The 25,939-nt window shown below is 68.1% G+C and carries 22 protein-coding genes; 15 read left to right on the top strand and 7 right to left on the bottom strand.

Annotated features, from left to right (window positions below):
- Positions 1 to 15 precede the first annotated feature (15 nt).
- Both A8G18_RS18590 and A8G18_RS18585 read left to right on the top strand, forming a co-directional pair.
- The gene (locus A8G18_RS18590; protein ID WP_064065025.1) at positions 16 to 774 is read left to right on the top strand and encodes an acyltransferase; all 759 of its coding nucleotides are present in this window, start codon (positions 16 to 18) and stop codon (positions 772 to 774) included.
- Positions 775 to 807: 33 nt separating this feature from the next.
- The gene (locus tag A8G18_RS18585) at positions 808 to 2,310 is read left to right on the top strand and encodes an amidase (RefSeq protein WP_064065024.1); all 1,503 of its coding nucleotides are present in this window, start codon (positions 808 to 810) and stop codon (positions 2,308 to 2,310) included.
- A gap of 13 nt (positions 2,311 to 2,323) precedes the next feature.
- Here the strand turns inward: A8G18_RS18585 and A8G18_RS18580 are convergent, their stop codons facing one another.
- From A8G18_RS18580 to A8G18_RS18565, 4 genes are read right to left on the bottom strand one after another with little or no spacing between them, the layout of a single operon-like run.
- The gene (locus tag A8G18_RS18580) at positions 2,324 to 2,863 is read right to left on the bottom strand and encodes a GNAT family N-acetyltransferase (RefSeq protein WP_064065023.1); all 540 of its coding nucleotides are present in this window, start codon (positions 2,861 to 2,863) and stop codon (positions 2,324 to 2,326) included.
- Positions 2,860 to 4,107, bottom strand: coding sequence for a glycosyltransferase family 4 protein (locus A8G18_RS18575; protein WP_064065022.1), 1,248 nt, complete (start codon positions 4,105 to 4,107; stop codon positions 2,860 to 2,862). The genes A8G18_RS18580 and A8G18_RS18575 overlap by 4 nt, the downstream gene beginning before the upstream one ends.
- Entirely contained in the window at positions 4,104 to 5,624 is a 1,521-nt protein-coding gene (locus A8G18_RS18570; RefSeq protein WP_064065021.1) for a 1,4-alpha-glucan branching protein domain-containing protein, read from the bottom strand. Before A8G18_RS18570 ends, A8G18_RS18575 begins: the two co-directional genes overlap by 4 nt.
- 26 nt (positions 5,625 to 5,650) lie before the next feature.
- Positions 5,651 to 6,451, bottom strand: coding sequence for a class I SAM-dependent methyltransferase (locus A8G18_RS18565; protein ID WP_064065020.1), 801 nt, complete (start codon positions 6,449 to 6,451; stop codon positions 5,651 to 5,653).
- Between the two features lie 223 nt (positions 6,452 to 6,674).
- Here A8G18_RS18565 and A8G18_RS18560 point away from each other — a divergent pair, with 223 nt between their 5' ends.
- From A8G18_RS18560 to ligA, 8 genes are all read left to right on the top strand, one after another.
- Complete coding sequence (locus tag A8G18_RS18560; protein WP_016935711.1) at positions 6,675 to 7,460, top strand: electron transfer flavoprotein subunit beta/FixA family protein; 786 nt, start codon at positions 6,675 to 6,677, stop codon at positions 7,458 to 7,460.
- Between the two features lie 46 nt (positions 7,461 to 7,506).
- Entirely contained in the window at positions 7,507 to 8,463 is a 957-nt protein-coding gene (locus A8G18_RS18555; RefSeq protein ID WP_064065019.1) for an electron transfer flavoprotein subunit alpha/FixB family protein, read from the top strand.
- Between the two features lie 145 nt (positions 8,464 to 8,608).
- Entirely contained in the window at positions 8,609 to 9,439 is an 831-nt protein-coding gene (locus A8G18_RS18550) for a GNAT family N-acetyltransferase (protein ID WP_064065018.1), read from the top strand.
- Positions 9,436 to 10,326, top strand: a complete 891-nt coding sequence (locus A8G18_RS18545; RefSeq protein WP_064065017.1) for a lysophospholipid acyltransferase family protein — start codon at positions 9,436 to 9,438, stop codon at positions 10,324 to 10,326. Before A8G18_RS18550 ends, A8G18_RS18545 begins: the two co-directional genes overlap by 4 nt.
- 42 nt (positions 10,327 to 10,368) lie before the next feature.
- Positions 10,369 to 11,604 carry a cysteine desulfurase family protein gene (locus A8G18_RS18540; RefSeq protein WP_064065016.1) on the top strand — a complete coding sequence of 412 codons (1,236 nt, stop codon included), beginning with the start codon at positions 10,369 to 10,371 and terminating at the stop codon, positions 11,602 to 11,604.
- The gene (gene mnmA, locus A8G18_RS18535) at positions 11,601 to 12,680 is read left to right on the top strand and encodes a tRNA 2-thiouridine(34) synthase MnmA (RefSeq protein ID WP_064065015.1); all 1,080 of its coding nucleotides are present in this window, start codon (positions 11,601 to 11,603) and stop codon (positions 12,678 to 12,680) included. The genes A8G18_RS18540 and mnmA overlap by 4 nt, the downstream gene beginning before the upstream one ends.
- Positions 12,677 to 13,702: a uroporphyrinogen decarboxylase/cobalamine-independent methonine synthase family protein gene (locus tag A8G18_RS18530; protein ID WP_064065014.1), complete on the top strand. Its 1,026-nt coding sequence runs from the start codon at positions 12,677 to 12,679 to the stop codon at positions 13,700 to 13,702. Before mnmA ends, A8G18_RS18530 begins: the two co-directional genes overlap by 4 nt.
- 37 nt (positions 13,703 to 13,739) lie before the next feature.
- Positions 13,740 to 15,848 carry an NAD-dependent DNA ligase LigA gene (gene ligA / locus A8G18_RS18525; RefSeq protein WP_064065013.1) on the top strand — a complete coding sequence of 703 codons (2,109 nt, stop codon included), beginning with the start codon at positions 13,740 to 13,742 and terminating at the stop codon, positions 15,846 to 15,848.
- A 37-nt stretch (positions 15,849 to 15,885) separates the two neighbouring features.
- On the opposite strand, the gene A8G18_RS18520 is transcribed toward ligA, so the two are convergent.
- Positions 15,886 to 16,527: a hypothetical protein gene (locus tag A8G18_RS18520; protein WP_064065012.1), complete on the bottom strand. Its 642-nt coding sequence runs from the start codon at positions 16,525 to 16,527 to the stop codon at positions 15,886 to 15,888.
- A gap of 174 nt (positions 16,528 to 16,701) precedes the next feature.
- Between A8G18_RS18520 and A8G18_RS18515 the strand changes: the two genes are divergently transcribed.
- From A8G18_RS18515 to A8G18_RS18495, 5 genes are all read left to right on the top strand, one after another.
- On the top strand, positions 16,702 to 17,982 hold the full coding sequence (locus tag A8G18_RS18515) for a metal-dependent hydrolase family protein (RefSeq protein ID WP_064065011.1): 1,281 nt from the start codon (positions 16,702 to 16,704) through the stop codon (positions 17,980 to 17,982).
- A gap of 58 nt (positions 17,983 to 18,040) precedes the next feature.
- A complete protein-coding gene (locus A8G18_RS18510) occupies positions 18,041 to 18,916 on the top strand; it encodes a hypothetical protein (RefSeq protein WP_064065010.1) in 876 nt (291 codons plus the stop codon).
- 3 nt (positions 18,917 to 18,919) lie between these two features.
- Positions 18,920 to 20,905, top strand: coding sequence for a YhgE/Pip domain-containing protein (locus tag A8G18_RS18505; RefSeq protein WP_064065009.1), 1,986 nt, complete (start codon positions 18,920 to 18,922; stop codon positions 20,903 to 20,905).
- A 70-nt stretch (positions 20,906 to 20,975) separates the two neighbouring features.
- Positions 20,976 to 22,355: a glutamate decarboxylase gene (gene gad / locus A8G18_RS18500; RefSeq protein WP_026003165.1), complete on the top strand. Its 1,380-nt coding sequence runs from the start codon at positions 20,976 to 20,978 to the stop codon at positions 22,353 to 22,355.
- Between the two features lie 238 nt (positions 22,356 to 22,593).
- Entirely contained in the window at positions 22,594 to 25,065 is a 2,472-nt protein-coding gene (locus A8G18_RS18495) for a LuxR C-terminal-related transcriptional regulator (protein WP_064065008.1), read from the top strand.
- Positions 25,066 to 25,089: 24 nt separating this feature from the next.
- Here the strand turns inward: A8G18_RS18495 and A8G18_RS18490 are convergent, their stop codons facing one another.
- Both A8G18_RS18490 and A8G18_RS23235 read right to left on the bottom strand, forming a co-directional pair.
- The gene (locus A8G18_RS18490) at positions 25,090 to 25,740 is read right to left on the bottom strand and encodes an ACT domain-containing protein (RefSeq protein WP_064065007.1); all 651 of its coding nucleotides are present in this window, start codon (positions 25,738 to 25,740) and stop codon (positions 25,090 to 25,092) included.
- 12 nt (positions 25,741 to 25,752) lie between these two features.
- On the bottom strand, positions 25,753 to 25,939 hold a 187-nt coding region (locus tag A8G18_RS23235), incomplete at its 5' end, for a hypothetical protein (protein ID WP_209447049.1).

Below are 25,939 nucleotides of genomic sequence, written 5' to 3'. Positions count from 1 at the left end.
CCGTAGGCTGCCCCTATGACGAGCATGTGGGGTGCACCTCTGACGGCGAGGTGGCGCGGGTCCCGTCGCAGGGATCCCGAACAGGCACGATTCCTGACGCTGTCTTCTCTGAAGTGGGTGCTGGACAACAAGGCGTACACGCCCTGGTACCTGGTCCGGTACTACCGCCTGGCGAAGTTCCGACTGGCCAATCCACACGTGGTGCTGCGCGGCATGGTGTTCCTGGGCAAGAACGTCGAGATCCACGCGACGCCGGAACTCTCGCGTCTCGAGATCGGCAGATGGGTCCACATCGGGGACGGCAACGCGATCCGTTGCCACGAGGGCTCGCTCCGGATCGGCGACAAGGTCGTCTTCGGCAAGGACAACGTGGTCAACACCTATCTCGACATCGAGATCGGCGCGTCGACGCTGGTCGCGGACTGGTGCTACATCTGCGACTTCGACCATCGCACCGAGGACATCACCTATCCGATCAAGGACCAGGGCATCGTGAAGAGCCCCGTCCGGATCGGCCCGGACACCTGGATCGCCGCGAAGGTCACCGTGCTCCGGGGTACCCGCGTCGGCCGTGGTTCGGTGCTCGGAGCGCACGCGGTCGTCAAGGGCGACATCCCCGATTTCGCTATCGCGGTGGGTTCGCCCGCCAAGGTGGTCAAGAACCGTAAGGTGGCATGGGAGAGCGCCGCAGCCGAACGTGCTGCCAGGGAAGCGGCGCTCGCCGACATCGCACGGAAGAAGTCGGGAGACACGCCCGCGGACGTGCACCGGTAGCGACGCGGGCCGGACCACAGGTGGGGGACAGCCATGGAGTACTCGGAGTATCGCAGTCGCGACGCGATCGGCCTCGCCGAACTCGTCGCAACGGGCCAGGTGTCGGCGAGTGAGCTGCTCGAGACCGCGATCGCGCGGCTCGACACGGTCGAACCGACACTGAACACCGTCGTCCGCAGGCTCGACGACCGGGCCCGCGCCCGCGCCCGCGAACCACTCGCCGGCCCGTTCGCGGGGGTGCCGTTCCTGCTCAAGGATCTGGGGCAGGATCTGGCCGGTGAGCCGACCTCGAGTGGTTCCCGCGTTCTCGCAAACCTGCCGGTGGACGAGAACTCGGTGATCGTGGACCGGTGGCTCGGTGCGGGGCTGGTCCCGTTCGGGAAGACGAACACTCCCGAGTTCGGGGCGAAGGGCATCACCGAGCCCGAGGCCTTCGGTGCCAGCCGCAATCCGTGGAATCCGGCGGTGACGCCGGGCGGGTCGTCGGGCGGATCCGCCGCCGCGGTCGCGGCGGGCGTCGTTCCGGTCGCCGGAGCGAGCGACGGAGGCGGCTCGATCCGGATTCCGGCCGCGTGTTGCGGTCTCCTCGGACTCAAACCCGGACGCGGGCTCGTGCCCACCGGTCCGCGCGGCGGGGAGCCTCTGCACGGGGCCGCCGTCAACGGGGTGATCTGCCGGACGGTCCGCGATGCCGCGGCCGTCCTCGACGTCATGGCCGGGTCGTATGCGGGTGGCCCCTATCTCGCCGAGCGGGCGCAGTCGTACGCGGAGGCCGCGCGCTCGGCCCCGAAGCGGCTGCGGATCGGGTACGAGACCGCGTCACCGATCGGGACGCCGGTCGACCCGGAGGCGATGGCCGCGGTGGACGGTGCTGTCGCGGTGCTCGAGGAACTCGGTCATCACGTCGAACCCGCCTCGACGGGTATCGACGAACGGCGTCTGGCCGAGGACTTCCTCACGATGTGGTTCGCCACGGCCGCCGCGGAGGTCGCCGACGCTCGTCGCCGGACCGGGGCACGGGCGGAGGACTTCGAATTCGACACTCGCATCATGGCCGCCATGGGAGCCGCGACGTCGGCATCGGACTACATTGCGGCCCATACCCGTTGGGCCGAGTATGCGAGCGGTCTCGCGCAGTTCCACGAGCGCTACGATCTGCTGCTCACGCCGACTCTGGCTTTCCCGCCGTCGCGCATCGGCGAACTCGACACGCCGCGCTGGATGCGGCGCGCCGGCGAGGCTCTCCTGCGGACCCGAACGGCGTGGCTCGCGGGGCGTGCCGGTTTCGTCGACCGGATGGTGGACGACAACCTGGGCCGTACCCCGTACACGCAGCTGGCCAATATCACCGGGCGACCGGCGATCTCGGTCCCGCTGCACTGGACGGCCTCCGGTCTGCCGCTGGGGGTGCAATTCGTCGCGCCGCTCGGCGGGGAAGGTGTGCTCCTCGCGCTCGCCGGCGAACTCGAACAGGCCCGGCCGTGGTTCGAGCGGCAGCCGCCGCTCGTTCCGGCCGAGTTGTCCGCCGCCTCCTGAGCCGGAAGTCGACTCAGAACGCCAAGGACTTCCGGTACACGACCGTCTCGCACGGAACTGCAAGTGCAGGAACGAGTTCCGGATGTCGAGTATCGAGCGGCGCCGGTTCGTCCGGCACGTACCCGAGCCGGGTGTAGAGACGGTCGAGGAACACCTTCGACTCGTGCGAGGTTCCGCGCGGCCGGATCACCTCGAGTTGCACCGTCTCGAAACCCCGCTCCGCGCACTCTGCCTCGACGGCATCGATCAGGAGACGGCCGACGCCCGTTCCGCGGACCTCCGGGTCGGACGCGAACATCCCGAACTCGGCCGTCGTCCCGTCCACCGGGGTCACGCGGATACATCCGACCACCCGGCCGTGCGACCGGACGATCCGGATACTGCCTTCCCGTGCGTACCGGGTGATCTCGTCCGTGTCGGTCCGCGTGGTGCCCGGCACCCACATGCCGTCCTCGGCCACCGCGTAGACGGCATTGAGCAGGCCGGTGACGGCGACGACGTCGGATCGGTGCGGTTCGAGGCGTTCGATCCCGGCGGTGTGCTGCCCGTTCATCCGCGATCCGGGAGTGGGCGTTGCGGGATCGTGGGACGTGCCAGCGGGTGACGTACCCGCCGTTTCGCCGACGAGTAGACCTGTACGGTCTCCTCGGCGACGCGCCGCCAGTCGAAGTCGTCGGTCAGCCGCGCCCGGGCGGCCCGCGCACGCACCTGTGCGTCCTCGGGGTCGTCGAGGGTCTCCCGCACGGCCGAGACGAGGCCCGCCACGTCGCCGGGCCGGAACGACAGTCCGGTCACGCCGTCGACCACCGCTTCGCCCAGGCCACCGGCGGTGGACGCGATCAGCGGGGTGCCCGCGGCCGCCGCCTCGAGGGCGATGATGCCGAATGGTTCGTAGCGGCTCGGCAGCACGATCGCGTCGGCGCCGTGCAGCCAGCCGAGCAGTTCGGTGTGATCGAGGTTGCCGAGGAAACTCACCGAGCGTGCGACGCGGTGCACCCGTGCCTGTTCACGGAGCCATTCGAACTGGGTGCCTTCGCCGGCGATCACGAGGGTCGTGCCGGGATGCGATCGGCGGATGCGGGGGAGGGCGGCGATCGCGTCCTGCACACCCTTCTCGTATTCGAGGCGGCCGACGTACAGCAGCCGGGCCGGCCCGGGACGCGGTTCGCGGTCCCGGTACGACCAGGTGGTGATGTCGATGCCGTTGCGGATCACCGAGATCTCCGGCAGGTCCGGGCCGTACAGCTCCGTCACCTCGTCGTGCATCGACACCGAACACGTGATGAGCCGGTCGGATTCGTTGGCGAGCCACCATTCGACGGAATGCACCTGCCGATTGATCCGGCCGGACAGCCAGCCGCTGTGGCGACCCGCCTCCGTCGCATGCAGGGTCGACACGAGCGGCACATCGAAGAACTCGGCCAGCGCGATCGCGGGGTGGGCGACGAGCCAGTCATGGGCGTGGACGACATCGGGATACCAGCCTTCGCCGATACCGCCGCGGCTCAGTCCGATCCCGGCGCGGACCATCGCGTGGCCCATCGCGAGGGTCCAGGCGATCATGTCCTCGCCGAAGTCGAAGTGGGGTGCGTCCTCCGCGACGGCCACCACGAGCACGCCGTCGGCGATATGACCGACCGTGGGATGGGTCGACGCATCGGTGCCGGTCGGACGACGCGACAGCACCACCACTTCGTGGCCGGCCGCGGCGAGTTCGGTGGCGAGATGGTGGACGTGTCTGCCCAGGCCGCCGACGACGACGGGTGGGTACTCCCATGACACGAGCAGGATCTTCATCGCGGGCCTCCGTGGCGTCCGGGCAGTCGCCGGGCGTCGAGTCCCGGGAAGAGATTGTCGGCGCGGCTCCATCCGTCGGCCAGACGTCGCGCCGTCTCGGTGCGTCCGGAGCCGACGGCCTCGGCGATCTCACGCAGTGCGTGGGCGTGCTTGTGCGCGCGGTCGCGGGCGTAGGCGGCAGCGGTGTCCTTGCTGACCATGAACGCCCAGTCGCTGGACACCGTGAGCAGCGCTTCGCGCAGCATCTGGTCGTGCACGCGGTTGCGGAGCGCGACCGGCGAGACGTTCTGTTCGCGGGCCTTGTCGATGCTGTCGAGGGTCGTGCGCACCACCTCGTCGTTCAGTCGCACGAGGTCGGCGACCTGATCGCCGGCCCAGACCCGCCAGTCCTTGCCCGAGCCCCACGACGAATCCTCGAGATCGACGCAGGCGCCGACGTAGCCGCGGTCGCGGGCATCGGCGAGGGTTCCCACCTCGATACCGGCCTCGGGAAGAGCGCGCAACAGTCGCTCGAGGAAGATCGGGCCCTCGAACCACCAGTGCCCGAACAGTTCGGTGTCGAATGCCGCGACGACGAGCGCGTCCCGGCCGATGCGGTCGGACTCGCTGCGCAGCCGCTTCCGGACGGTCTCGACGAAGTCGGCGACGTCCCGGTCGACGGCCTGCGAGGCGAGTTCGGGGTCGTAGGGAGCCTTCTCGTGCGAGGGCACCGTGCGGCCCGTGACCCGGGAGGGCTTGAGTCCGGTGTCGTGGCAGTAGGTGTGGAAGTCGCGGTAGGCGGAGTGGCCCGGGTAGCCGGATTTCGGCGACCACACCCGGTACGAGACCTGCAGGTCGCGGCCGAAGCACACCACGTCCGAGTCGCGGACCGTGCGACCGAGCGAGGTGTCGCCGCGCAGTGCGGGGCCGTCGACCATGAAGTGCTCGACACCCGCTGCGGCGTAACCCTTCTCCATGCCCGGCGTGTAACCGCATTCCGGACCCCAGATGCCGCGCGGCCGATGGTTCCAGCGGGCGTGGGCGTCGGCGAGGCCCTCCGACAGGGAGAAGGCGCGCAGTCGCGGGTCGAGGAGGGGCTGGAAGGGATGGGCCAGAGGTCCGCCGAGGAGTTCGATCGCGTCGGCGTCGACCAGCTGCCGGACGACGGGGGAACCTCCGTGGCGCCAATGGGTTTCGAAATCCTCGAGTGCGGTCGAGGCGGCACGGTGCTCGCGGGCGCCGAGCGCGCGGTAGGACTCCTCCCGCATCCCGGCGGCCTCGTGCGCGCGGAGTTGCCAGTTGCCGAGCCAGTGGTGCATCCCGGCGAGGCAGTGCGGATCGTCGAGTTGCGCGGCGAGCACCGGGGTGACCCCGAGCGTGAGCATCCGGGTCCGGCCTTCGGCGGCGAGACGTCTGAGGACGTCGGTGACGGGCAGATAGGTCGCGGCCCACGACTGGTAGAGCCATTCCTCGCCGACGGGCCACCGGCCGTGATGGGCGAGCCACGGGAGGTGGGAATGGAGGACGAGCGCGAACATACCCGGCTCGCGAGGTGATGCGGCACTCACGGCGCAGTGTCCTTCGCTGCAGGGTCCTTCACGGCGATGGCGACGAGATCGAGGCTCGCGTCGATGTTCTCGGGAACGATGGCGAAGTCGTCGACGGAGACCATGGCGACATCGGCGGTGAGGTCGTCCGGCCACGGCTCGCCGGCGAGCGCCCGCTCGATCTGAGCGTCGATGAACGATCCGCCGTGCTTGGCGTCGAGAGCGCGCAGGGCGGGTCCGTGGTGCACGCCCGTCATGAGTTCGACGCGGAAGCCGGCGTCCTCGAGCAGTTGCGTCAGTTCGGCGGCGTTCAGCTCACGGGTGTGGAAGGGATTGAGCGGGGTGTCGCGGCCGGGGGAGAAGGTGACGCGGTTGGGCGTGCTGATCAGCAGCTCACCGCCGGGAGTGAGAATGCGGTGACATTCGCGTAGGAACTGTGTCTGATCCCACAGATGCTCGATCACCTGGAAGTTCACGACCGTATCGACCGATTCGTCCTCGAGAGGAAGTTCGGCGAGATTGCCGTGCCGCATGTCCACGCGGGGGTAGCGCGCGCGGATGTGGGCGACGGCGCTCTCGTCGTAGTCGAGACCGATCACCCGGGCGGCGACGTCGGCGATCATGGCGGCCCCGTAGCCTTCGCCGGCGCCGGCCTCGAGCACGGTCCGGTTCGCGCACCGGGGAAGAAAATGCTGGTAGACGACCTCGTGACGTCGGAACCAGTAGTTCTCCTGGGCGATGCCCGGGACCGTCCGTTCGCCGGTGAGGGGAAGGGTGTGCGCATCGTCGGCGCGGGCGGGGGTGTCGCTCACCGCCACGACATTAGCCCCCTTCCCGGAGGGGAGGTCTCCGGTGTTCCGGATCACAGCTTCGGTCGTCCTTCCGTGCGGTTATGGTGAATCGGGAATTCCGTCAAGTTACCGGCTGGTAACTTAGCGGCTGATAATCTATCGCACACGCCGTGCGAAAGACACGAGTGCTCGGTTCAGGCAGCGCCTTGCCGACCAAAGGCAGCTACACACAGGAGGTCGACGCAGACCCATGACGAACATCGTCGTTTTGATCAAGCAGGTCCCCGACACGTGGTCCGAGCGCAAGCTCAGCGACGGCGACTACACGCTCGACCGTGAGGCCGCCGACGCCGTGCTCGACGAGATCAACGAGCGCGCCGTCGAGGAAGCTCTGCTCATCAAGGAGCGCGACGGCGGCGAGGTCACCGTTCTGACCGCCGGTCCCGACCGCGCGACCGACGCCATCCGTAAGGCGCTGTCCATGGGCGCCGACAAGGCGATCCACCTCAACGACCCGGCCCTGCACGGCTCGGACTCCATCCAGACCGCGTACGCGCTCGCCGCGGCGCTCGGTCAGATCGAAGGTGTCGAGCTCGTCATCGCCGGCAACGAGGCCACCGACGGCCGTGTGGGTGCCGTTCCCGCGATCATCGCCGAGTACCTCGGCCTGCCGCACCTGACGCACCTGCGCAAGCTCACCATCGCGGACGGCAAGGCCTCCGGCGAGCGTGAGACCGACGAGGGTGTCTTCGGCATCGAAGCTCCGCTCCCCGCCATCATCTCGGTCACCGAGAAGATCAACGAGCCTCGCTTCCCCTCCTTCAAGGGCATCATGGCCGCCAAGAAGAAGGAAGTTCAGACCCTCACCCTCGCCGACATCGGCCTCGATCCCGAGATCTTCGGCGTCGCCAATGCGGCCTCGACCGTCACCGGTGTGACCCCGAAGCCGCCGCGCACCGCAGGTGAGCGCGTCGCCGACGAGGGCGACGGCGGCACCAAGATCGCCCAGTACCTGGTCGGCCAGAAGATCATCTGATCGCGCCCCCGCGACAACATCTGACATATCTAGGAGAGAAGTAGTAATGGCAGAAGTACTCGTGCTCGTCGAGCATGCCGAGGGCGCGCTCAAGAAGGTCAGCACCGAATTGATCACCGCCGCGCGTGCGCTAGGCGAACCCGCCGCCGTCGTCGCCGGTGCTCCCGGCACCGCCGACGCGCTGCAGGACGCCCTCGCCGCCGCCGGTGCGGTCAAGGTCTACGCCGCCGAGTCCGACGACGTCGACAAGTACCTGGTCACCCCCAAGGTCGACATCCTGGCGTCGCTCGTCGAGTCCACCAGCCCCGCCGCCGTCATCACCGCCGCGTCCGTCGAGGGCAAGGAGGTGTCGGGCCGTCTCGCCGCCCGCATCGGTTCCGGTCTGCTCGTCGACGTCGTCGACGTCAAGGCCGACGGCTCGGCCGTGCACTCGATCTTCGGTGGTGCGTACACCGTCGATGCCAAGACCAACGGTGAGGTCCCCGTGATCTCTGTCCGTCCGGGTGCCGTCGAGGCCAAGCCCGAAGCCGCTGCCGCCGAGCGCGTGGCCGTCGAGGTTCCGGCCCAGGAAGAGAACGCCGTGAAGATCGTCTCGCGCGATCCGATCGTCGGCGGCGACCGTCCGGAGCTCACCGAGGCGTCGATCGTCGTCTCCGGCGGCCGCGGTGTCGGTTCGGCCGACAAGTTCTCCGTCGTCGAAGAACTCGCCGACTCGCTCGGTGCCGCCGTCGGTGCGTCCCGCGCCGCTGTCGACTCCGGCTACTACCCGGGCCAGTTCCAGGTCGGTCAGACCGGCAAGACGGTCTCGCCGCAGCTGTACGTCGCACTCGGCATCTCCGGTGCGATCCAGCACCGCGCCGGCATGCAGACCTCGAAGACCATCGTCGCCGTCAACAAGGACGAAGAGGCCCCGATCTTCGAGATCGCGGACTACGGCGTCGTCGGCGACCTGTTCAACGTCGCTCCGCAGCTGACCGACGAGGTCAAGAAGCACAAGGGCTGATCTGCTCGGGCAGACCGATCCCTGGGTGGCCCCGTTCCTTTCGAGGAGCGGGGCCACATCTGTTCGGCGGAGTGTTCATCGGCGATGCATCACCGCGACATCCCGGCGCCGTCGGCACGCCTCCCGCACTCGTTACACCTTCGGCATGACCACATCGTCGGTGCTGTACCGCCCGAGTCATTTCACCGCCCCGATCCTGTCCGGCCCCCGTTATTCTCTCGTCGTCTCGACCGAACCGTCCGTTCGCACGGTTGCGCAACGTCTGCGCCATCGGGTCTTCGCGAACGAACCGGGCTTCCGGCTCCCTCATTCCGGGACCGGTCTCGACACGGACCGTTTCGACGAGTTCTGCGACCACATACTCGTGCACGACCGGGTCACCGACGATGTCGTCGGCTGCTACCGGATGCTGCTGCCCGAGGCCGCGCGCGAGGCGGGTGGGTACTACACCGCCACCGAATTCGATCTCACCGCCCTCGACCCCCACGGACGCGGCCTCGTCGAAATGGGTCGGGCCTGCGTCGATCCGGCCCACCGCTCCGGGTCCGTGCTCACCCTCATGTGGGCCGGGATCCTGCTCTATCTCGAGATGACCGGACACCACGAGGTCGTCGGATGCGTGTCGGTGCCCCTGCGCACGACGCCCGACGAACCCGAGGCGTCGAACGTGCGGGGTGTGCGCGACCTTCTGCTCGACCGACACGCGATCGAGCCCGCATCACGGGTACGCCCGTTGAACCCCGTCGTGGTCGACGGCCATCCTCTCGACGAGATCGCGCCGCCACCGCGCCCCGTGGTGCCGCCGCTGCTGCGCGGATATCTCCGGCTCGGTGCCCGGATCTGTGGTGAACCGGCCCACGACCCGGACTTCGGCGTCGCCGACTTCGTCGCGATACTCGCCGTGGACCGGGCGAACGCACGGTATCTCGCCCGCTTGCGGGCCGTCGCGGAGCGCAACGAGGGTGGTACGCGATGACGCGGTTGCACGGGTGGATGCCGTCGAGCCCGTGCGGCGTGCGGTGTCTGCCGGACGACGCGGACCGTGTGGGTCTGCCGACGGTGGGGCTGCGCATCGCGCTCGTGGCGCTCGTGCTGACGGTGGTACCACTCCTGTCGGCCGGACGGATGATTCCTGCGACGCGCCGGGAACACACGTTGCGTCGCAGCGCGCGCGTGTTGCTGTGGTGCGTGGGCATTCACCCGACGGTCGACGACAGACGTGACCGGCGGGCGCACGCAGGGGGCGTGCTCGTCGTTGCACCGCACGTCTCGTGGACCGACGTGCTGGTCCTCACCGCGGTCGCTCCCGCTGTCTTCGTGGCACGGGCGGACCTGCTCGACTGGGGTGTGCTGGGCACACTCGCACGCCGGATGCGTGTCATCGCCATCGACCGGGAACGGCTGCGTCTGCTGCCCGACGTGATCGATCGGATACGTACCCGCCTGCTCGCAGGCGAACGTGTCGCGGTCTTCCCCGAGGGCACGACATGGTGCGGTCGGGCCTACGGCGGTTTCCGTCCCGCACTGCTCCAGGCGGCGGTGGACGTACAGTGCCTTGTCCAGCCGGTCGGACTGCGTTACCGCCAGCGCACGGGCGAGTCCACCGCGGTGCCCGCCTTCGTCGGTGACGAGACGATCGGGTCGTCGCTCCGGCGGATGATCCGGAACCGTGGTGTCGTCGCCGAAGTCGTCCTGGCGCCGCTCGAACGGCCGGGACAGGACCGGCGTGATCTCGCGGCCCGATGCGACCGCGCGGTCCGCGCCGATCGTGTGGCCGATGCCATATCCTCCGTGCCGGTCGACCGCTCACCGGTTGCCCGTGCGGCGCACCGGGCGGACGCCGCCCGCCCGCGGACCCCCTGAGCGCGGCGGGCACCCGTGCCCACCCGCTATCCTGGATCGGTCATGACCTCGCCCGCCTCCGGTCCCTCCGGTACCTCCACGACCGTCTACCTCGATCACGCCGCGACGACGCCGATGCTTCCTGCGGCCGTCGAGGCGATGACGTCGGTCCTCACCACCGTCGGAAACGCGTCGTCCCTGCACGGTTCGGGGCGCGCAGCGCGCCGCCGCATCGAAGAGTCGCGAGAGTCGATCGCAGCCGCCCTCGGCGCCCGGCCCTCCGAGGTGATCTTCGTCTCCGGTGGTACCGAGGGCGACAACCTGGCGATCAAGGGCATCTACTGGGGCCGCCGCGCCCAGGATTCCCGTCGTCGCAGGATCCTGGCGAGCGCGGTCGAGCACCATGCTGTGCTCGACGCCGTCGAATGGCTCGTCGAGCACGAGGACGCAGTGGTGACGTGGCTTCCGGTCGACCGGTCCGGACGCGTCGATCCCGGCACGCTCCGCGACGAACTCTCGCGCTACGCCGACGAGGTCGCCCTCGTGTCCGTGATGTGGGCGAACAACGAGGTCGGCACCGTCATGCCGATCGTCGAACTCGCCGCCGTCGCCGCCGAGTTCGACGTTCCGATGCACAGCGACGCCGTGCAGGCGGTCGCTCATCTCCCCGTCGACTTCACCGCGAGCGGCCTGTCGGCGCTGACCCTGGCCGCCCACAAGTTCGGGGGGCCGCAAGGGGTGGGCGCGTTGCTGCTCGGCAGGCAGGTGCCGTGCGTGCCGCTCGCCCACGGCGGCGGTCACGAACGCGACGTGCGTTCGGGTACACAGGACACCGCGTCCGTTGTGGCGATGGCTACGGCGCTGCGCGAGGTCACCTCGGATCTGCCCGGACGTAACGCCGAACTGGCACGCCTGCGCGATCTTCTCGTCGCGGGTGTCGAGTCGGTGATTCCCGACGCGATCCTCAACGGCCCCCGCGGGGCGGGACGACTGCCCAACAACGCACACTTCACATTCCCCGGGTGCGAAGGGGATTCGCTGCTGATGCTGCTCGACGCAGCCGGTATCGAATGCTCGACCGGCTCGGCGTGCACGGCCGGGGTCGCGCGTGCGAGCCACGTGCTCGTCGCGATGGGATCGGACCCCGTCACGGCGCGTGGATCGCTCCGATTCTCGTTGGGACACACGACGACCCGTGGCGACATCGAGAAGCTGATCGAAACTCTCCCTTCCGTGGTGGACAGGGCTCGCGCCGCCGGACTGGCGAGCGCCGGTGGACGAGGAGGTGACCGGAGATGAGGATTCTTGCGGCAATGAGCGGCGGTGTGGACTCGGCGGTCGCCGCCGCCCGCATGGTCGAGGCCGGACACGACGTCGTCGGAGTACACCTCGCGTTGTCGAGCGCGCCGGGCACGCTGCGCACCGGCTCGCGGGGATGCTGTTCGAAGGAGGACGCCGGCGACGCCCGTCGCGCCGCCGACGTGCTCGGAATCCCGTTCTACGTGTGGGATTTCGCAGACCGCTTCAAGGAGGACGTGATCGACGACTTCGTCGCGTCCTACGCGGCCGGTGAGACCCCGAATCCGTGTCTGCGCTGCAACGAGAAGATCAAGTTCTCGGCGCTGGCCGACCGCGCCGTGGCCCTCGGCTTCGACGCCGTCGCCACCGGTCACTACGCGCAGTTGGACGGCGGGGTGCTGCGCCGCGCCGTCGACGCCGACAAGGACCAGTCGTACGTGCTGGCCGTGCTCACCGCGCAGCAGTTGTCGCGCGCGGTGTTTCCTGTCGGCGACACCCCCAAGAGCCGGATCCGCGAGGAGGCGGCCGAACGCGGACTCGCGGTGGCGAACAAGCCCGACAGCCACGACATCTGTTTCATCCCCTCGGGCGACACGCGAGCCTTCCTCGGTGCCCGGATCGGCGTGCGCCCGGGCGCCGTCGTGGACGACCGTTCCGGTGAGGTGCTCGCGCAGCACGACGGCGTACACGGCTTCACCGTGGGCCAGCGCAAGGGGCTCGGCATCGCCGGACCCGGACCCGACGGACGTCCCCGCTACGTCACGGCGATCGAGCCGGGGAGCGGCACCGTGCGGGTCGGCAGCGCCGAACAGCTGAAGGTCGGGTCGATCCGGGCCGAGCGCGCCGTGTGGACCTCGGGCACGGCTCCCGTCGGCCCGATCGAGTGCGTCGTTCAGGTCCGCGCACATGGTGGACTGGCCCCGGCCGTCGCCGAAGCGGTGGGCACGGGTATCGAGATCACGCTGCGCGAACCGCTCACCGGTGTCGCCGCCGGTCAGGCCGCCGTGCTGTACCGCCCCGATGCAGCGGGCGACATCGTTCTCGGCAGCGGCACCATTACGGCAGGGGAGCGGTGACGGCACCTGCCCCCGGCCGCGAGGTGTGGTCCGGTGCCGCGACAGGCATCGGTTCGTGGCCCGGAACGGACCCGCGCGAGGCCGCTGCGGTCGTCGTCGGCGAACTCACCGATCTGCCGCATCTCGTCGAGTTACCGGCGCGTGGGCTCGGTGCCGATATCATCGGGCGCGTCAGTGCGCTGCTCGTCGACATGTATCTCGACACCTCGACCACCGGATATCGCCTGGTGTCGCGGCGCGGCACCGTGGCCGCCCGGGCGCGCGATCTGCTCGCGCAGGATCTCGACGCGCTCGAGGAGGCCTGGGAACGCGCCGGCTCGGACGTCACCCGCCCGGTGAAGGTGCAGTCCGCCGGACCGCTCACCCTCGCCGCCCACGTCGAACTTGCCACCGGGCGACGGGTGCTCACCGACCGCGGTGCCGTCCGCGAGCTGGCCGAATCGCTCGCGGAAGGGCTGGCCCGGCACGCGGCCGAGATCACCCGCCGGATCGGTGTGCCGGTCGTCGCGCAACTCGACGAACCGTCGCTTCCCGACGTGCTCGCCGGAACGCTGAAGGGCCGGACCATTCTCGAGACCGTGCCCGCGGTCCCGGATCCGGAAGCGCTGGACGTGCTCGACACGACGATCCGGGGCACCGGACTGTCCGTCGCGGTGCACTGCTGCGCGGACACCTTCCCGGCCGATTTCCTGCGGCGCAGCGCTGCCGAGGCGGTCGCTTTCGACGTCGGTCGTGTGCGACGCTCCGACCTCGACGGACTCGGGGAACTCTTCGACTCCGGCACGGTCCCGATCCTGGGGCTCGTGCCTGCCACCGCTCCGGCGTCGACGGGCTGGCGCGAGTACGCGGCACCGGCCGTCGACCTGATCGACCGGCTCGGTTTCCCCCGGAAGGTGCTGCACTCGATGGCGGTGAGTCCGGTCTGTGGGCTGGCCTCGGCGTCCACGGACGGGGCGCGGGCTGCCCTGCGTTCCGTGCGCGACGTCGCCTCGGCGTTCGCCGAGGAAGCCGACACACTCTGAGCGTTCCTGTCGGCTCCCTCGACTAGGCTTGCAGGCTGTGAGTGAACCGACGGACGCACCCATCACCGCTCCTCCGGAGGCGCGTGAGCGCTGGCAGGATCTCGCCGAACAGGTGCGCGAGCATCAGTTCCGCTACTACGTGCGCGACGCCCCCGTCATCTCCGACGGAGAGTTCGATGCGCTCCTCGGCGAACTGCAGGCGCTCGAGGAGCAGTACACCGAACTCCGCACGCCGGATTCGCCCACTCAGCTGGTCGGTGGCGGATTCGCCACCGAGTTCGGCGCCGTCGAACATCTCGAACGCATGCTCAGCCTCGACAACGTCTTCACAGAGGACGAATTGCGTGCGTGGCTTTCGCGCGCCGAGGCCGAGACCGGCACACACCCCGACTATCTGTGCGAGGTGAAGATCGATGGTGTCGCGCTGAGTCTGATCTACGAGAACGGCAAACTCGTCCGCGCCGCCACCCGCGGCGACGGCCGCACCGGCGAGGACGTCACCCTCAACGCCCGCACCATCGACGACGTTCCCGAAAAACTCACCGGCAGTGACGAATACCCGATTCCCTCGTTGCTCGAGGTTCGCGGCGAGGTGTTCTTCCGGCTCGAGGACTTCCAGACCCTCAACGCGGGCCTGGTTGCCGAGGGCAAACCGCCCTTCGCCAATCCGCGCAACTCGGCCGCCGGGTCCCTGCGGCAGAAGAATCCTGCCGTCACCGCGCGGCGGCACCTGCGTATGTACTGCCACGGCTACGGCCGAATGGAAGGCTTCGAACCCCGTTCGCAGTCCGACGCCTACGCGGCCTTCGCCGCCTGGGGGCTGCCGGTCTCCCCGCACACCGCGCGCGTGCAGGGTGCCGAGGCGGTCGTCGAGCGGATGCGTTACTGGGGTGAGCACCGGCACGACGTCGAGCACGAGATCGACGGTCTCGTGGTCAAGATCGACGACATGGGACTGCACCGCCGCCTCGGCGCCACGTCCCGGGCTCCTCGCTGGGCGATCGCCTACAAGTATCCGCCGGAGGAGGTCACCACCAAGCTCCTCGACATCCGTGTCAGCGTCGGGCGCACCGGGCGCGTGACCCCGTTCGCCTACATGGAACCGGTCACCGTCGCCGGGTCCACGGTCTCGCTCGCGACGCTGCACAACGCGTCCGAGGTGGAGCGCAAGGGCGTGCTGATCGGCGACACCGTGGTCATCCGCAAGGCCGGTGACGTGATCCCCGAAGTGCTCGGCCCCGTCGTCGACCTGCGCGACGGCACCGAGTACCACTTCGAGATGCCCTCGCAGTGCCCCGAGTGCGGCACACCTCTGGCTCCCGCGAAGGAGGGCGACGTCGATCTGCGCTGCCCCAATTCACGGTCGTGCCCGGCGCAGTTGCGCGAACGAGTCTTCCACGTCGCGGGTCGGGGAGCGTTCGACATCGAAGCGCTCGGTTACGAGGCGGGCACGGCGCTTCTCGAGGGAAACGTCATCGCCGACGAGGGCGATCTGTTCTCACTCACGGCAGAAGACCTCGAACGCCTCCCGTTCTTCCGTACCACCAAGGGTGTGCTGTCGAAGAACGGCGAACGCCTACTGCAGAATCTCGACAAGGCGAAGGAGCAACCGCTCTGGCGCGTGCTGGTCGCCCTGTCGATCCGGCATGTCGGACCCACTGCGGCGCGCGCCCTGGCCACCGAGTTCGGCAGCCTCGACCGGATCCGGTCCGCGTCCGTCGAGGAGCTCGCGGCCGTCGAGGGCGTCGGACCGACGATCGCCGCCGCGGTGACCGACTGGTTCACCGTCGACTGGCACGTCGCGATCGTCGACAAATGGGCGGCAGCGGGCGTGCGGATGGCCGACGAGCGCGACGAATCCATTGTGAGGACGCTCGAAGGACTGTCGATCGTGGTCACGGGCACGCTCGCGGGATTCTCCCGCGACCAGGCCAAGGAGGCCGTCGTCGCGCGTGGCGGCAAGGCAGCCGGATCGGTCTCGAAGAAGACCGCCTTCGTCGTGATCGGCGACAATCCGGGGTCGAAGGCCGACAAGGCGGCCGATCTCGGGGTGCCTGTGCTCGACGAGGACGGTTTCCGGATTTTGCTCGACGAGGGGCCCGATGCTGCTCGCGCCTACCTGGAAGGGCGCGAAGGAGAGAACTGAGACGCCTCCCGCCGGCAGGTGTCCTGTCGACGGATTATCAAGGAGCCGTAGCGGACTCGTGTTCCTCGGCGCTTCGCCTACCGAGGAACACCGCCGCGGCCAGGAGGAAACAGATCGCGCCGACGAACGTGCCGGCGTTGGCCAGGCTCGGGTCGAGAGTGTTTCCGTCGTCGAGGATGAACGAACCGACCGCGGAGACCCCGAAAGCGATCGACCCGAGCATGTTCAGCCATCCGCTGATCCAGTCCTTCGAGCGCGGCGTCCAATGCGAGCCGGACCGCCAGAGGATCGCGCACGCGATGGCGCTCGACGCCAGGAAGCACAGGGAACCTTCGAGATTGGGGTTCCATACCAGGTGCATCTCACCCTTGACGGTGTGGGCGTGCAGTGCTGCTCCGGTGCTGACGTTGAACAGCAACGTACCGATGAACTGGGTGAGCGAGGCCAGCCAGTCGGCGCGGATCGCCGGGCTGCCCTTGTCGGAGACGGTCGCCGGTCCACTCCGCATCAATTGGACGAATGCCGCACCCGTGAAGAACCAGGAACCCACGAAGAACGAAGTATTTGCACCTGCGGTGCCGAGAATCGTCGCAATTACGGGTGCCGAACCCAATGCGAACAGGACGGCCCCGATGACGAATCCCCAGGACTGCATGCGCAATGTCGGGTGAATCAGCATTGGCGCAGTATAAGTCCGAGATTGGAAATTTGTGCGTTTTCGGAAGAAACTGTCCGATCGGATAGGTGCAGGTCAGAGTATATTTCATAAAAAGGGTGAATGGCCGGGGTGAATTGGACCGGAAACTTGTCGGTTGGTAAGAAACCGTGTTCGATGCGCGTTAGCGTCCCAGCCATGACGGAGACCGGTAAGTCCACACATCGCCTCCTTTTTCGTAATGTGCGAGTTTTCGACGGAATTTCCGGAGAACTCGTCACCGGCGACGTTCTGATCGACGGAGACCGCATCCTGGCCGTGTCCGCATCGCCGATCGGCGACGAACCCGGCCGCGAAACCGACGTGATCGACGGTGGCGGGCGGGTTCTCATGCCCGGCATGTCGGACGCGCACGTCCACCTCGTCGGCAACGCGAACTCCTATATCGACATGGTGATGGGCAGCGAAGCGCACATTGCGCTCAACGGCCTCGCGGAGGCCCGCAACATGCTGCTGCGCGGTTTCACCGCCGTCCGCGACATGGCCGGCGACACCGGCGGCATCAAGTCGGTGATCGACCGAGGACTGTTCGACGGACCTCGGATCTACCCGTCCCAGGCCGCGATCTCGCAGACGGCCGGGCACGGCGACTTCGGCTTCGTCTACGAATGCCCCACGGCCCTCGGCGGCGACCAGGCGCGCGCCGAACAGATCGGCTTCATGCGGGTCGCCGACGGTGAGGACCGGGTCCTCGCAGCCGTGCGCGAGCAGCTCAAGAAGGGCGCATCGCAGATCAAGCTGATGGTCGGCGGCGGGGCGGCGTCCATGTACGACCCGCTGTACACCGTCCAGTTCATCGACAAGGAACTGCGGGCCGCGGTCCAGGCGGCGTCCGACTACGGCACCTACGTGGCCACCCACGTCTACAACGTCACCGGGATCCGCCGCGCGGTCGCGGCCGGAGTGAAGTCGATCGAGCACGGCCACCTCGCGGACGAGGAGACCGTCGCGTTGCTGGCGGAGAAGGAGGTGTGGTTGTCGATGCAGCCCTTCGCGCTCGGTGATCACCACTATCCCGATCCGGATCGTGCGGAGAAGGACAAGCAGATCTGCACCGGCACCGACCACGTCTACGAGTGGGCGCAGAAGCACGGCGTGAACACCGCATGGGGAACCGATCTGCTGCTCGAGCCGCAGATCGCGCCGCGCCAGAGCGAGATGGCCGCGCGGCTCGGCGACCACTACAGCAACCTCGATGCGCTGCGGATGCTCACCTCCGGCAACGCCGAACTGTTCCGGCTCGCCGGCGAGCGCGATCCGTACCGGCAGGCCCGATGGGGCGTGATCGACCAGGGTGCCTGGGCGGACGTGCTCCTCGTCGACGGAAACCCGCTCGAGGACCTGAGTCTGCTCGCCGATCCGGCCAAGAACCTGTCGGTCATCGTGAAGAACGGCCACGTCGTCAAGAACAGCCTGTGATCGTGGACGCGTATCGGACACGACACCACGCCCCACTCGTTCGGCGCAAGGACGGTCGGTGACCCACTACGGACAGCACAGCGACGCAGGGGCATGGGACGAGTTGTCGGACGAACAACTCGAGGATCCCTTCGTCGCGGATGGAAACTACGGCGGAACATCGGCGGGCACAGCCGGACCGGACGATCTCGAGACCTCTCCGTACGGAGCTCCGGCCGTGCAGCAGGCGGTTGCCCGCCAGACCCCGGGCACGCTCGTGTCTGCGCGCGGGATCGAACTCCACGGACCGTGGGGTCACGTCTTCGGCCCCCTCGACCTGGACCTCGACGCCGGGGGCGTGACGGTTCTGGCCGCACAGGCCGGTGCCGCACGGACCGCGCTGCTCATGGCCCTGTGCGGTCGCATGCGATTGACCCGGGGATCGTTGACGGTTCTCGGTGAGGACCGGCCGCAGAAGATCATCGCGCGGTCGGCGATCGCGTGCATGAACGAACTCGACGAGGTGCGCCCGTCGGTCACCGTGCGCGATCTCGTCACCGAGCAGAAGCGGTGGGATTCCCCGTGGTACAAGTTCGTTCCGCGGGTGCGCGAGGACGGCGTCGCCGAGATGTGCGAGGAGATCTTCGGCGACGTACCGCTGCCACCGCTCGAGGCGTTCGTCGACGATCTCCCCGAACTCCAGCAACTGCTGCTGCGGATCTCGGTGGCCGACACCCGACGCCCGCCACTGCTGGTGGTGGGTCGGATCGACCGGATCGCCGACAACGTCGAACGCGCCACCCTGCTCGACCGGCTCGTCGCTCTCGGGGAGAACCGGTCGGTGATCGTCGGCGACGTGAACCCCGTCGATCCCACCGTCGGGGTGCGGGCTGTGGTGGACATGCACGATCTGCTCGGACCCGGTGACATCGGCGTCCTGACGAAGAGGAAGTGACGAGTGCTCGCAGGCGTCTCTCTCGGTAGCGACTCGAAGCGATACTTCCGCGGCACGATGCCGCGCATCGCGATCGCGACGATCATTCTCATGCCGTTGCTGTACGGCGCCATGTACCTGTGGGCCTTCTGGAACCCGTTCGGTGCAGTGAACAAGATCCCGGCGGCGATCGTCAACAACGACACCGGTCGTTCGTCGACGGGGGAGCAGGTCGATGCCGGTGATCAGGTCGTCAAGTCCCTCATCGCGTCGGGTCAGCTCGATCTCGCGGAGGTGTCGGAGGATGACGCCGTCGCCGGTCTGGCCGACGGAAAGTACTACTACACCATCACGATTCCGGAGAATTTCACCGAAGCGGTCGAATCCCCCAACGGCGACAACCCCGAGAAGGCGAATCTGGTCTTCACCTTCAACGACGCGAACAACTATCTCGCGACGATCATCGGGCAGGACGCGTCCGAACAGGTGATCGGACAGGTGAACTCCGCGATCGGCGCCCAAGGTGTCGGGACCGTGCTCACCGGTCTCGAGACCGCCGGCTCGGGTCTGAAGCAGGCCGCCGACGGTGCCGGACAGCTCGCCGACGGTATCGACACGGCCAAGAGTGGTGCGGACCAGCTCGCCTCGGGATCGCAGGAGCTCGCGACGAACATGGTCACGGCGCGGGACGGGTCGGCGCAGCTCGCCGTCGGCGCGAACGAACTCGCCACCGCGATCGACGGTGTGACAGGTCCTTTGCTCAGCGCGCTCGACAGCGGTGCCCTCTCGGGTGTCGCGGGGCAGGCAGCCGAGCTGCGGGCTTCGCTCGACGCTCTCGAATCGCGCGTTCCGCAGACGGCACAGTCGACGGTGAACCAGGCCGTGCAGCAGGTGGTCGACATCCTGAACCGGAGCTCCGATCCGGTCGTGCAGCAGGCGATCACGGCGTTGACGCCGCTGACGGCGCAACAGGCGGCCTCCGATGCCGACGCCCTGCGCGCAGAGATCGTGCGCCTGCAGGCCGACGCCGAACAACTCGAATATCAACTCGGCAATCCGAACAGTCCGCTTCAGGGCGCCCTGGCGACGTTGTCGAGCGGGGGTCTGGCGGCGGAGGTGAACCAACTCCGCAGCGGTGTCGACGAGCTGAGCTCCGGCGCCGCCACGCTGAACTCCGGTCTCGTCCAACTCACCGACGGCAGTGTCCGGCTCGCCGACGGAGCGGGAGAACTGTCTTCGGGAATGGTCGAGCTGCAGTCGGGTTCGCAGGAACTGGCGCAGGCACTGAGCCAGGGCGCCACCCAGGTGCCGAGCTGGACGGACGAACAGCGCACCTCCACTGCCGAGACGTTGTCGACTCCGGTTGCACTGCAACAGAACTACACGAACGAGGCACCCACCTTCGGTACCGGTTTCGCGCCGTTCTTCCTGTCGCTCGCCCTGTTCGTCGGAGGCATCATCACCTGGATGCTGCTCACTCCGCTGCAGTCGCGGCCCACCGTCGCGGGACTCGGCGCCTACCGCACGGTTCTCGCGTCGTACTGGCCGGCGCTGCTGGTGGGCATCCTGCAGGTGGTCGTGATGTACACGGTCGTCCATTTCGGTGTCGGACTGGACGTGAAGCACGTGATGGGCACGATCCTGTTCCTGATGTTGATCTCCGCGACGTATCTGGCCATGATCCAGGCGTTCAACGCGATTTTCGGGGTCGCCGTCGGCCGTGTGGTGACATTGGCCTTCCTGATGCTGCAACTCGTCTCGGCCGGCGGTATCTACCCTGTGCCGACCACCGCGAAGCCGTTCCAGTACATCCACCCGTTCGACCCGATGACCTACACCGTCAACGGTCTGCGGCAGCTCACCGTCGCCGAGAACATCGATTCGCGATTGTGGATCGCAATCGCCGTTCTCGTCGGAATTCTGCTCGTATCGTTGACCCTGAGTGCCCTGTCGGTCCGGCGCAACCGCCGCTACACGATGGAGAGGCTGTACCCGCCGATCGAGGTGTGAGAACTGTCCCGTATGCCCCGACGCCCACCGGATCGGACGAGTGTTCGATGCGCGAATAATGGAGGAAGCCATGTCAGATCCCACCGCTCCGAGCGAGACACTCGCACCCGCCTACACGGGCCGGCTCGGTACCGACCCGATTCCTGCTCTGCGGCTTCCCAAGTCGGAGACCGATCCGGAGGCGACGTACCAGTTCATCCACGACGAGCTGATGCTCGACGGCAGCTCGCGGCTCAACCTGGCGACCTTCGTCACCACGTGGATGGATCCGCAGGCGGGCCGAATCATGGCCGAGACGTTCGACAAGAACATGATCGACAAGGACGAGTATCCGGCCACGGCGGAGATCGAGACCCGTTGCGTGAACATGGTCGCGGCCCTGTTCCACGCCGAGGAGCTCGATCCGGCCGATCCGTCGTCGGCCACCGGCGTCTCGACGATCGGTTCGTCCGAGGCCGTCATGCTCGGTGGGCTCGCGCTCAAGTGGCGCTGGCGTGAGGCCCGCAAGGCCGCCGGCAAGGACGCGTCGAAGCCGAACCTGGTGCTCGGCAGCAACGTGCAGGTGGTGTGGGAGAAGTTCTGCCGCTACTTCGACGTCGAGCCGAAGTACCTGCCGATGGAGCCCGGCCGCTACGTCATCACTCCCGAGCAGGTCCGTGACGCGGTCGACGAGAACACCATCGGCGTCGTCGCGATCCTCGGCACCACCTTCACCGGCGAGCTCGAGCCGGTGGCGGAGATCGCCGCCGCGCTCGACGAGCTCGCGGCCTCCGGCGGTCCCGACGTCCCGCTCCACGTCGACGCCGCCTCCGGTGGCTTCGTCGTACCCTTCCTCCATCCGGATCTCGAATGGGACTTCCGGGTGCCGCGGGTCGTGTCCATCAACGTCAGTGGCCACAAGTACGGCATGACCTATCCGGGTATCGGTTTCGTCGTCTGGCGCTCGAAGGAACATCTGCCCGAGGACCTCGTCTTCCGGGTCAACTACCTCGGTGGCGACATGCCGACGTTCACGCTGAACTTCTCGCGCCCGGGTAACCAGGTCATCGGCCAGTACTACAACTTCATCCGGCTCGGTGTCGCCGGCTACACCCAGATCATGGAGACGCTGCGCGACACGGCGCTCATGCTGTCGGAGCAGATCTCCGAGATCGAGAACATGAAGATCATCACGGAGGGCTCCGCCATTCCGGTGATCTCCTTCGAGGTGACGGGCGATCCCGGCTTCACGGTGTTCGACATCTCCCACGAGCTGCGGGCCCGCGGGTTCCAGGTTCCGGCCTACACGATGCCGGCGGACGCGGAGGACGTCGCGGTGCTGCGCATCGTGCTCCGTGAGGGCTTCAGCCGGGACATGGCCCACAAGCTCGGCGAGGACATCGCCGATGTGGTCGGATATCTCCGCAAGGGTGTCGGCCGCGGCCACACCGCCCAGGCATTCGCGCACTGACGATGTCACGGACGGGGGAGAAGCTCAGGGAGCTTCTCCCCCGTCGCCGTGAGAACCGTTCGTGGACCGCGGGAATCGAAGTGGAGAATTACTTCGATGTGATTCCCGGCGCTCGATCGGAATTCCGGTGAAATCCGTCAATTCCCCCGCGCACTGCTAGAATTCGCACAAATCTGTGAGTCCGTTTCGGGGACGATGCTGTCCGGATGCGAAAGGGATAGTGGACGTGCCGAGAACGATGCCTTTGTCTCGTCGCCGATTGTTCTCCGTTCTGTCTGCACATTCCGAACTCGCCGTGCTCGTCGGTGGTCCCTTCTCGGGTAAGACGACACTCGTCGACACATGGCTGGCGACCGACCCGTGTCCCGACATGGTGCCCGTGGTGGTTCCCGAGCCCGCGCACGATGTCACACCCGAGACGTACTGGGCGACGGTGGCATCGTCGCTGTGCAATTCCCTCGGAGTCGACGAATCCGTTGCAACGGAAGGCTCCTTCGACACGGTGTGTTCGGTACTGGTCCGGCACGCCCGACCGGTGATGTTCGTGCTCGACGGTGTCCGGTCGGTCGAGGCGATCGAGGACCGGGTGGCGCGGTTGCTGCAGCTCGGTCCGCGGGTGCGCGTCGTGGCGACCAGCAGGGCTGCGGGCTCGTGGGCCGAACATGTCGACGGGCACCGGCGCAGGACGGTCGTCGGAACCGACGACCTGGCGTTCACCGTGGACGAGACCGCTGCACTGTGTCGTCTCTTCGGACTCGCACGGGACGAACGCACCGTCGAGTGGATCACCCGCCGCACCGGCGGATTCGCCGCGTTCGTCGCAGCGGTGTGCGCGACGCTGCGCGCGGAGAGACCGCACCGGGCCTACGGCGCCGGCGCCCTCGACGTACTCGTCGACTCGGCCGTCGATCTCGTCGTCATGCATGCGCTGGCGGCGGATTCCTCACCGGCACTGTCCTCCCGCTCGGTCCTGGTCTCCGCCGCACCGAACACGGTGACACGGTCGTCGATCTCGGCCCTGCCGCACATCGACGACGGCGACGTCTTCCTCGCCGCACTGACCGATTCGGGACTGATCGAGACCTGTTCGACGGACGTGGACCCTGCGAGCGGCCGGACCACCCGGTGCTATCCCGAAGTCGTCAGAAGATCACTCCTGCGGGTGGGCGACGCGGAATACCCGGAGGAATTGTGGGATGCGCGGTCGGCTCTCATCGACTACTGGTTGCAGCGCTCACGTCCGGACATCGCCCTCCAACACGCCGTGGAGCGGCGCGACCGGCGATGCGCGATCGACATCGTCGAGAAGAACTGGGTGGCGTTGTACGGTAGCGGATCGCTCCGCTCCCTGGGGATCGTGCTGCTCGAGTTGCTTCCCGACGGCATGGCGACCGACGATCGCACCGTCGCGTTGCTGCGGACGATCACCCATGCGCGGAACGACTCGGAAGAGCCGAGGGAGTGGACATTCCCGCAACCCTTCGAAGCGGTCCTCCGCCTCGGAACTCTCCGGATGCAGGGTTCCTACGACGAGGCGATGGAGGTGTGCGATGGCCTGGCCACCGAACCCGTGCCGGATTTCGAGACGCTCGACACCACGACCCGGCACGCTCACGGACTGAAATACCTCAACTTCGGCACCGTCTACCTCCTCGGCGGACGCACCACCGAGGCCGGCACGATGCTGCGCCACGCCCACACGGCGGGGCGAGGGGTGTTCGTCGAGCGGGAGGCCGCAGGCAAACTCGCGCTCCTCGAAGCGCTCCGGGGCCGGACTCACGAGGCCACCCGGTGGATCGAGGAGGAGCGCCGGCATCCGCCGATCCTGGGAGAAGCCGAGGCCCTCGTCCGTACGGCGGGTCTGGCCGCCACCGCGCTCGTGGCACTCGACCGGCTCGACACCGGTGCGGCCTTCCGCGCACTCTCCGAGCTCGGCACACCCCGCCACACGGAGGAGTTGTGGGCGGCCGTCATGTACGCGCGCGGTCGACTGGCGTTGCTCAGTGGTGTGCCCGCCGACGGCCTGCTGTACATCGATTCGGAGTTGCAGCACTTCTCCCATCGCCTCACCGGTATCTCCGCGGTGTTGGTCGATGCCGCGCGCGCCGATCTGCACCTCGCTCTCGGTGAGCCCGGTGCGGCACGCGAGCTGCTCGACGGGTCGACGCACCCCCTCACCGCTCCGGTCCGGGCGCGATCGAGTCTGCTCGCCGGCGATCCCGGAGGCGCCGAGGTGATCGTGCATCGCGGGGATGCCGCCCGTGAGCGCTGTCCGGCCGTCGGTGCGGAACTCGCTCTGATCGGATCGGTGGCGGCGCTGCGACTCGGTCGCCGCACCGATGCGCGACGACGGCTCCAGCGGGCCGTGGTGCTGGCGGAACATGCCGGGGTGACGCGGCCGTTCGTCGGTGTCCCACCGTCGGCCGTGCGCGACATCCTGTCCCTGGGTGTCGACCTGCCGATCGATCTCGACTCGGCGATGGCCGAGTACGGCATCTTCCGTGAGATCCGTGTCGTCGTACGGCTGACCCCACGCGAGCGCGCGGTCCTCGACGCGTTGCTCGCCGGCGGCACGGCGAGCACGATCGCCAAAGAACAGTTCGTCACCCTCAACACCGTCAAGACCCAGTTGCGTTCCCTCTACAGGAAACTGGGTGTGCATTCGCGTGAGGAAGCGATCGCGCAGGCACACAGGCTCGTCGTCGGCTGAGGTCTGTCCCCGAACCTCGGGCGACTACCGGAGGACGGTGCCGACGATGCCCGCGAAGTAACCGATGCGCGCGATCTCGGACGGCCGGAACTCGGGTCCGCCGGGACGCCCGAGGACGAGGACGCGCTCGGATGAGCCGAGAGGAGCGGCCGCGAGCATCGTGTCCATGTCGCGCCAGAGTTGCGGCACCCAGTCGCCCTCGTGGTCGAGCAGGGTGGCTTCGGCGAGCGGCATCCAGGGGACGCCGCTGAGACGGGTCTCCGGCGAACCCGGGCTCCCCGCGATGCGGAAGATGCCGTTCGGCCCGACTCCGAGGACGGTCGCCCAGCCGACGCGCAGCACCCGCGGCGCGCCGTCGACGAGGATCTGGATCCGATCGTCGCGCGCGGCGGCGACGTGATCGATCAGCTCGAGTTCGCGGTGTGTGTCGAGGATCCCGGCGTAGGGGCGGATCGAGTCGACCGTCACGCCGGGCAGGGCCTCGGCCGCGGTGAGGAGCGTGTCGGGGAGCTTGCCCGGTTCGACGTCGACGACGAGATCGTCGATCGCGAAGTCACTGCCGCGTTCGACCACGTCGAGCGACAGGATGTCGGCGCCGACCGAACCGAGCGCCAGGGCGAGCGAGCCGAGACTACCGGGACGATCGGGGAGCCTGACACGCAGGAGGTACGACACGTGAGTCCTTCCTCAGTCGTTTCGTGCCGTCGGCGAACGCCACAGCGACGGCATGTGATGCGCCGGCATCCGCATGCCGGCGCCAAGGGCCGTATCGGCCTCTGGCAGACCACATCCTTGCACCTCGTCGACGGCGTCAGGGACGGTGCGGAATCGAAAATAGGCCGAGCCCACCGAAAATCCCCGGTCGCGACCGGGG

Source organism: Rhodococcus gordoniae, assembly GCF_001646655.1.
In the GTDB taxonomy this organism is placed as follows: Bacteria; Actinomycetota; Actinomycetes; order Mycobacteriales; family Mycobacteriaceae; genus Rhodococcus; species Rhodococcus gordoniae.
This window is presented reverse-complemented; position numbering and strand designations above follow the sequence as displayed.

Coding starts and splice junctions, on each gene's coding strand:
- A8G18_RS18545 (WP_064065017.1), top strand. CDS start 9,436: ATGACGCGGTTGCACGGGTGGATGCCGTCGAGCCCGTGCGGCGTGCGG.
- A8G18_RS18590 (WP_064065025.1), top strand. CDS start 16: ATGACGAGCATGTGGGGTGCACCTCTGACGGCGAGGTGGCGCGGGTCC.
- A8G18_RS18540 (WP_064065016.1), top strand. CDS start 10,369: ATGACCTCGCCCGCCTCCGGTCCCTCCGGTACCTCCACGACCGTCTAC.
- A8G18_RS18550 (WP_064065018.1), top strand. CDS start 8,609: ATGACCACATCGTCGGTGCTGTACCGCCCGAGTCATTTCACCGCCCCG.
- A8G18_RS18570 (WP_064065021.1), bottom strand. CDS start 5,624: ATGTTCGCGCTCGTCCTCCATTCCCACCTCCCGTGGCTCGCCCATCAC.
- A8G18_RS18495 (WP_064065008.1), top strand. CDS start 22,594: ATGCCTTTGTCTCGTCGCCGATTGTTCTCCGTTCTGTCTGCACATTCC.
- A8G18_RS18560 (WP_016935711.1), top strand. CDS start 6,675: ATGACGAACATCGTCGTTTTGATCAAGCAGGTCCCCGACACGTGGTCC.
- A8G18_RS18575 (WP_064065022.1), bottom strand. CDS start 4,107: ATGAAGATCCTGCTCGTGTCATGGGAGTACCCACCCGTCGTCGTCGGC.
- A8G18_RS18580 (WP_064065023.1), bottom strand. CDS start 2,863: ATGAACGGGCAGCACACCGCCGGGATCGAACGCCTCGAACCGCACCGA.
- mnmA (WP_064065015.1), top strand. CDS start 11,601: ATGAGGATTCTTGCGGCAATGAGCGGCGGTGTGGACTCGGCGGTCGCC.
- A8G18_RS18515 (WP_064065011.1), top strand. CDS start 16,702: ATGACGGAGACCGGTAAGTCCACACATCGCCTCCTTTTTCGTAATGTG.
- gad (WP_026003165.1), top strand. CDS start 20,976: ATGTCAGATCCCACCGCTCCGAGCGAGACACTCGCACCCGCCTACACG.
- A8G18_RS18585 (WP_064065024.1), top strand. CDS start 808: ATGGAGTACTCGGAGTATCGCAGTCGCGACGCGATCGGCCTCGCCGAA.
- A8G18_RS18520 (WP_064065012.1), bottom strand. CDS start 16,527: ATGCTGATTCACCCGACATTGCGCATGCAGTCCTGGGGATTCGTCATC.
- A8G18_RS18555 (WP_064065019.1), top strand. CDS start 7,507: ATGGCAGAAGTACTCGTGCTCGTCGAGCATGCCGAGGGCGCGCTCAAG.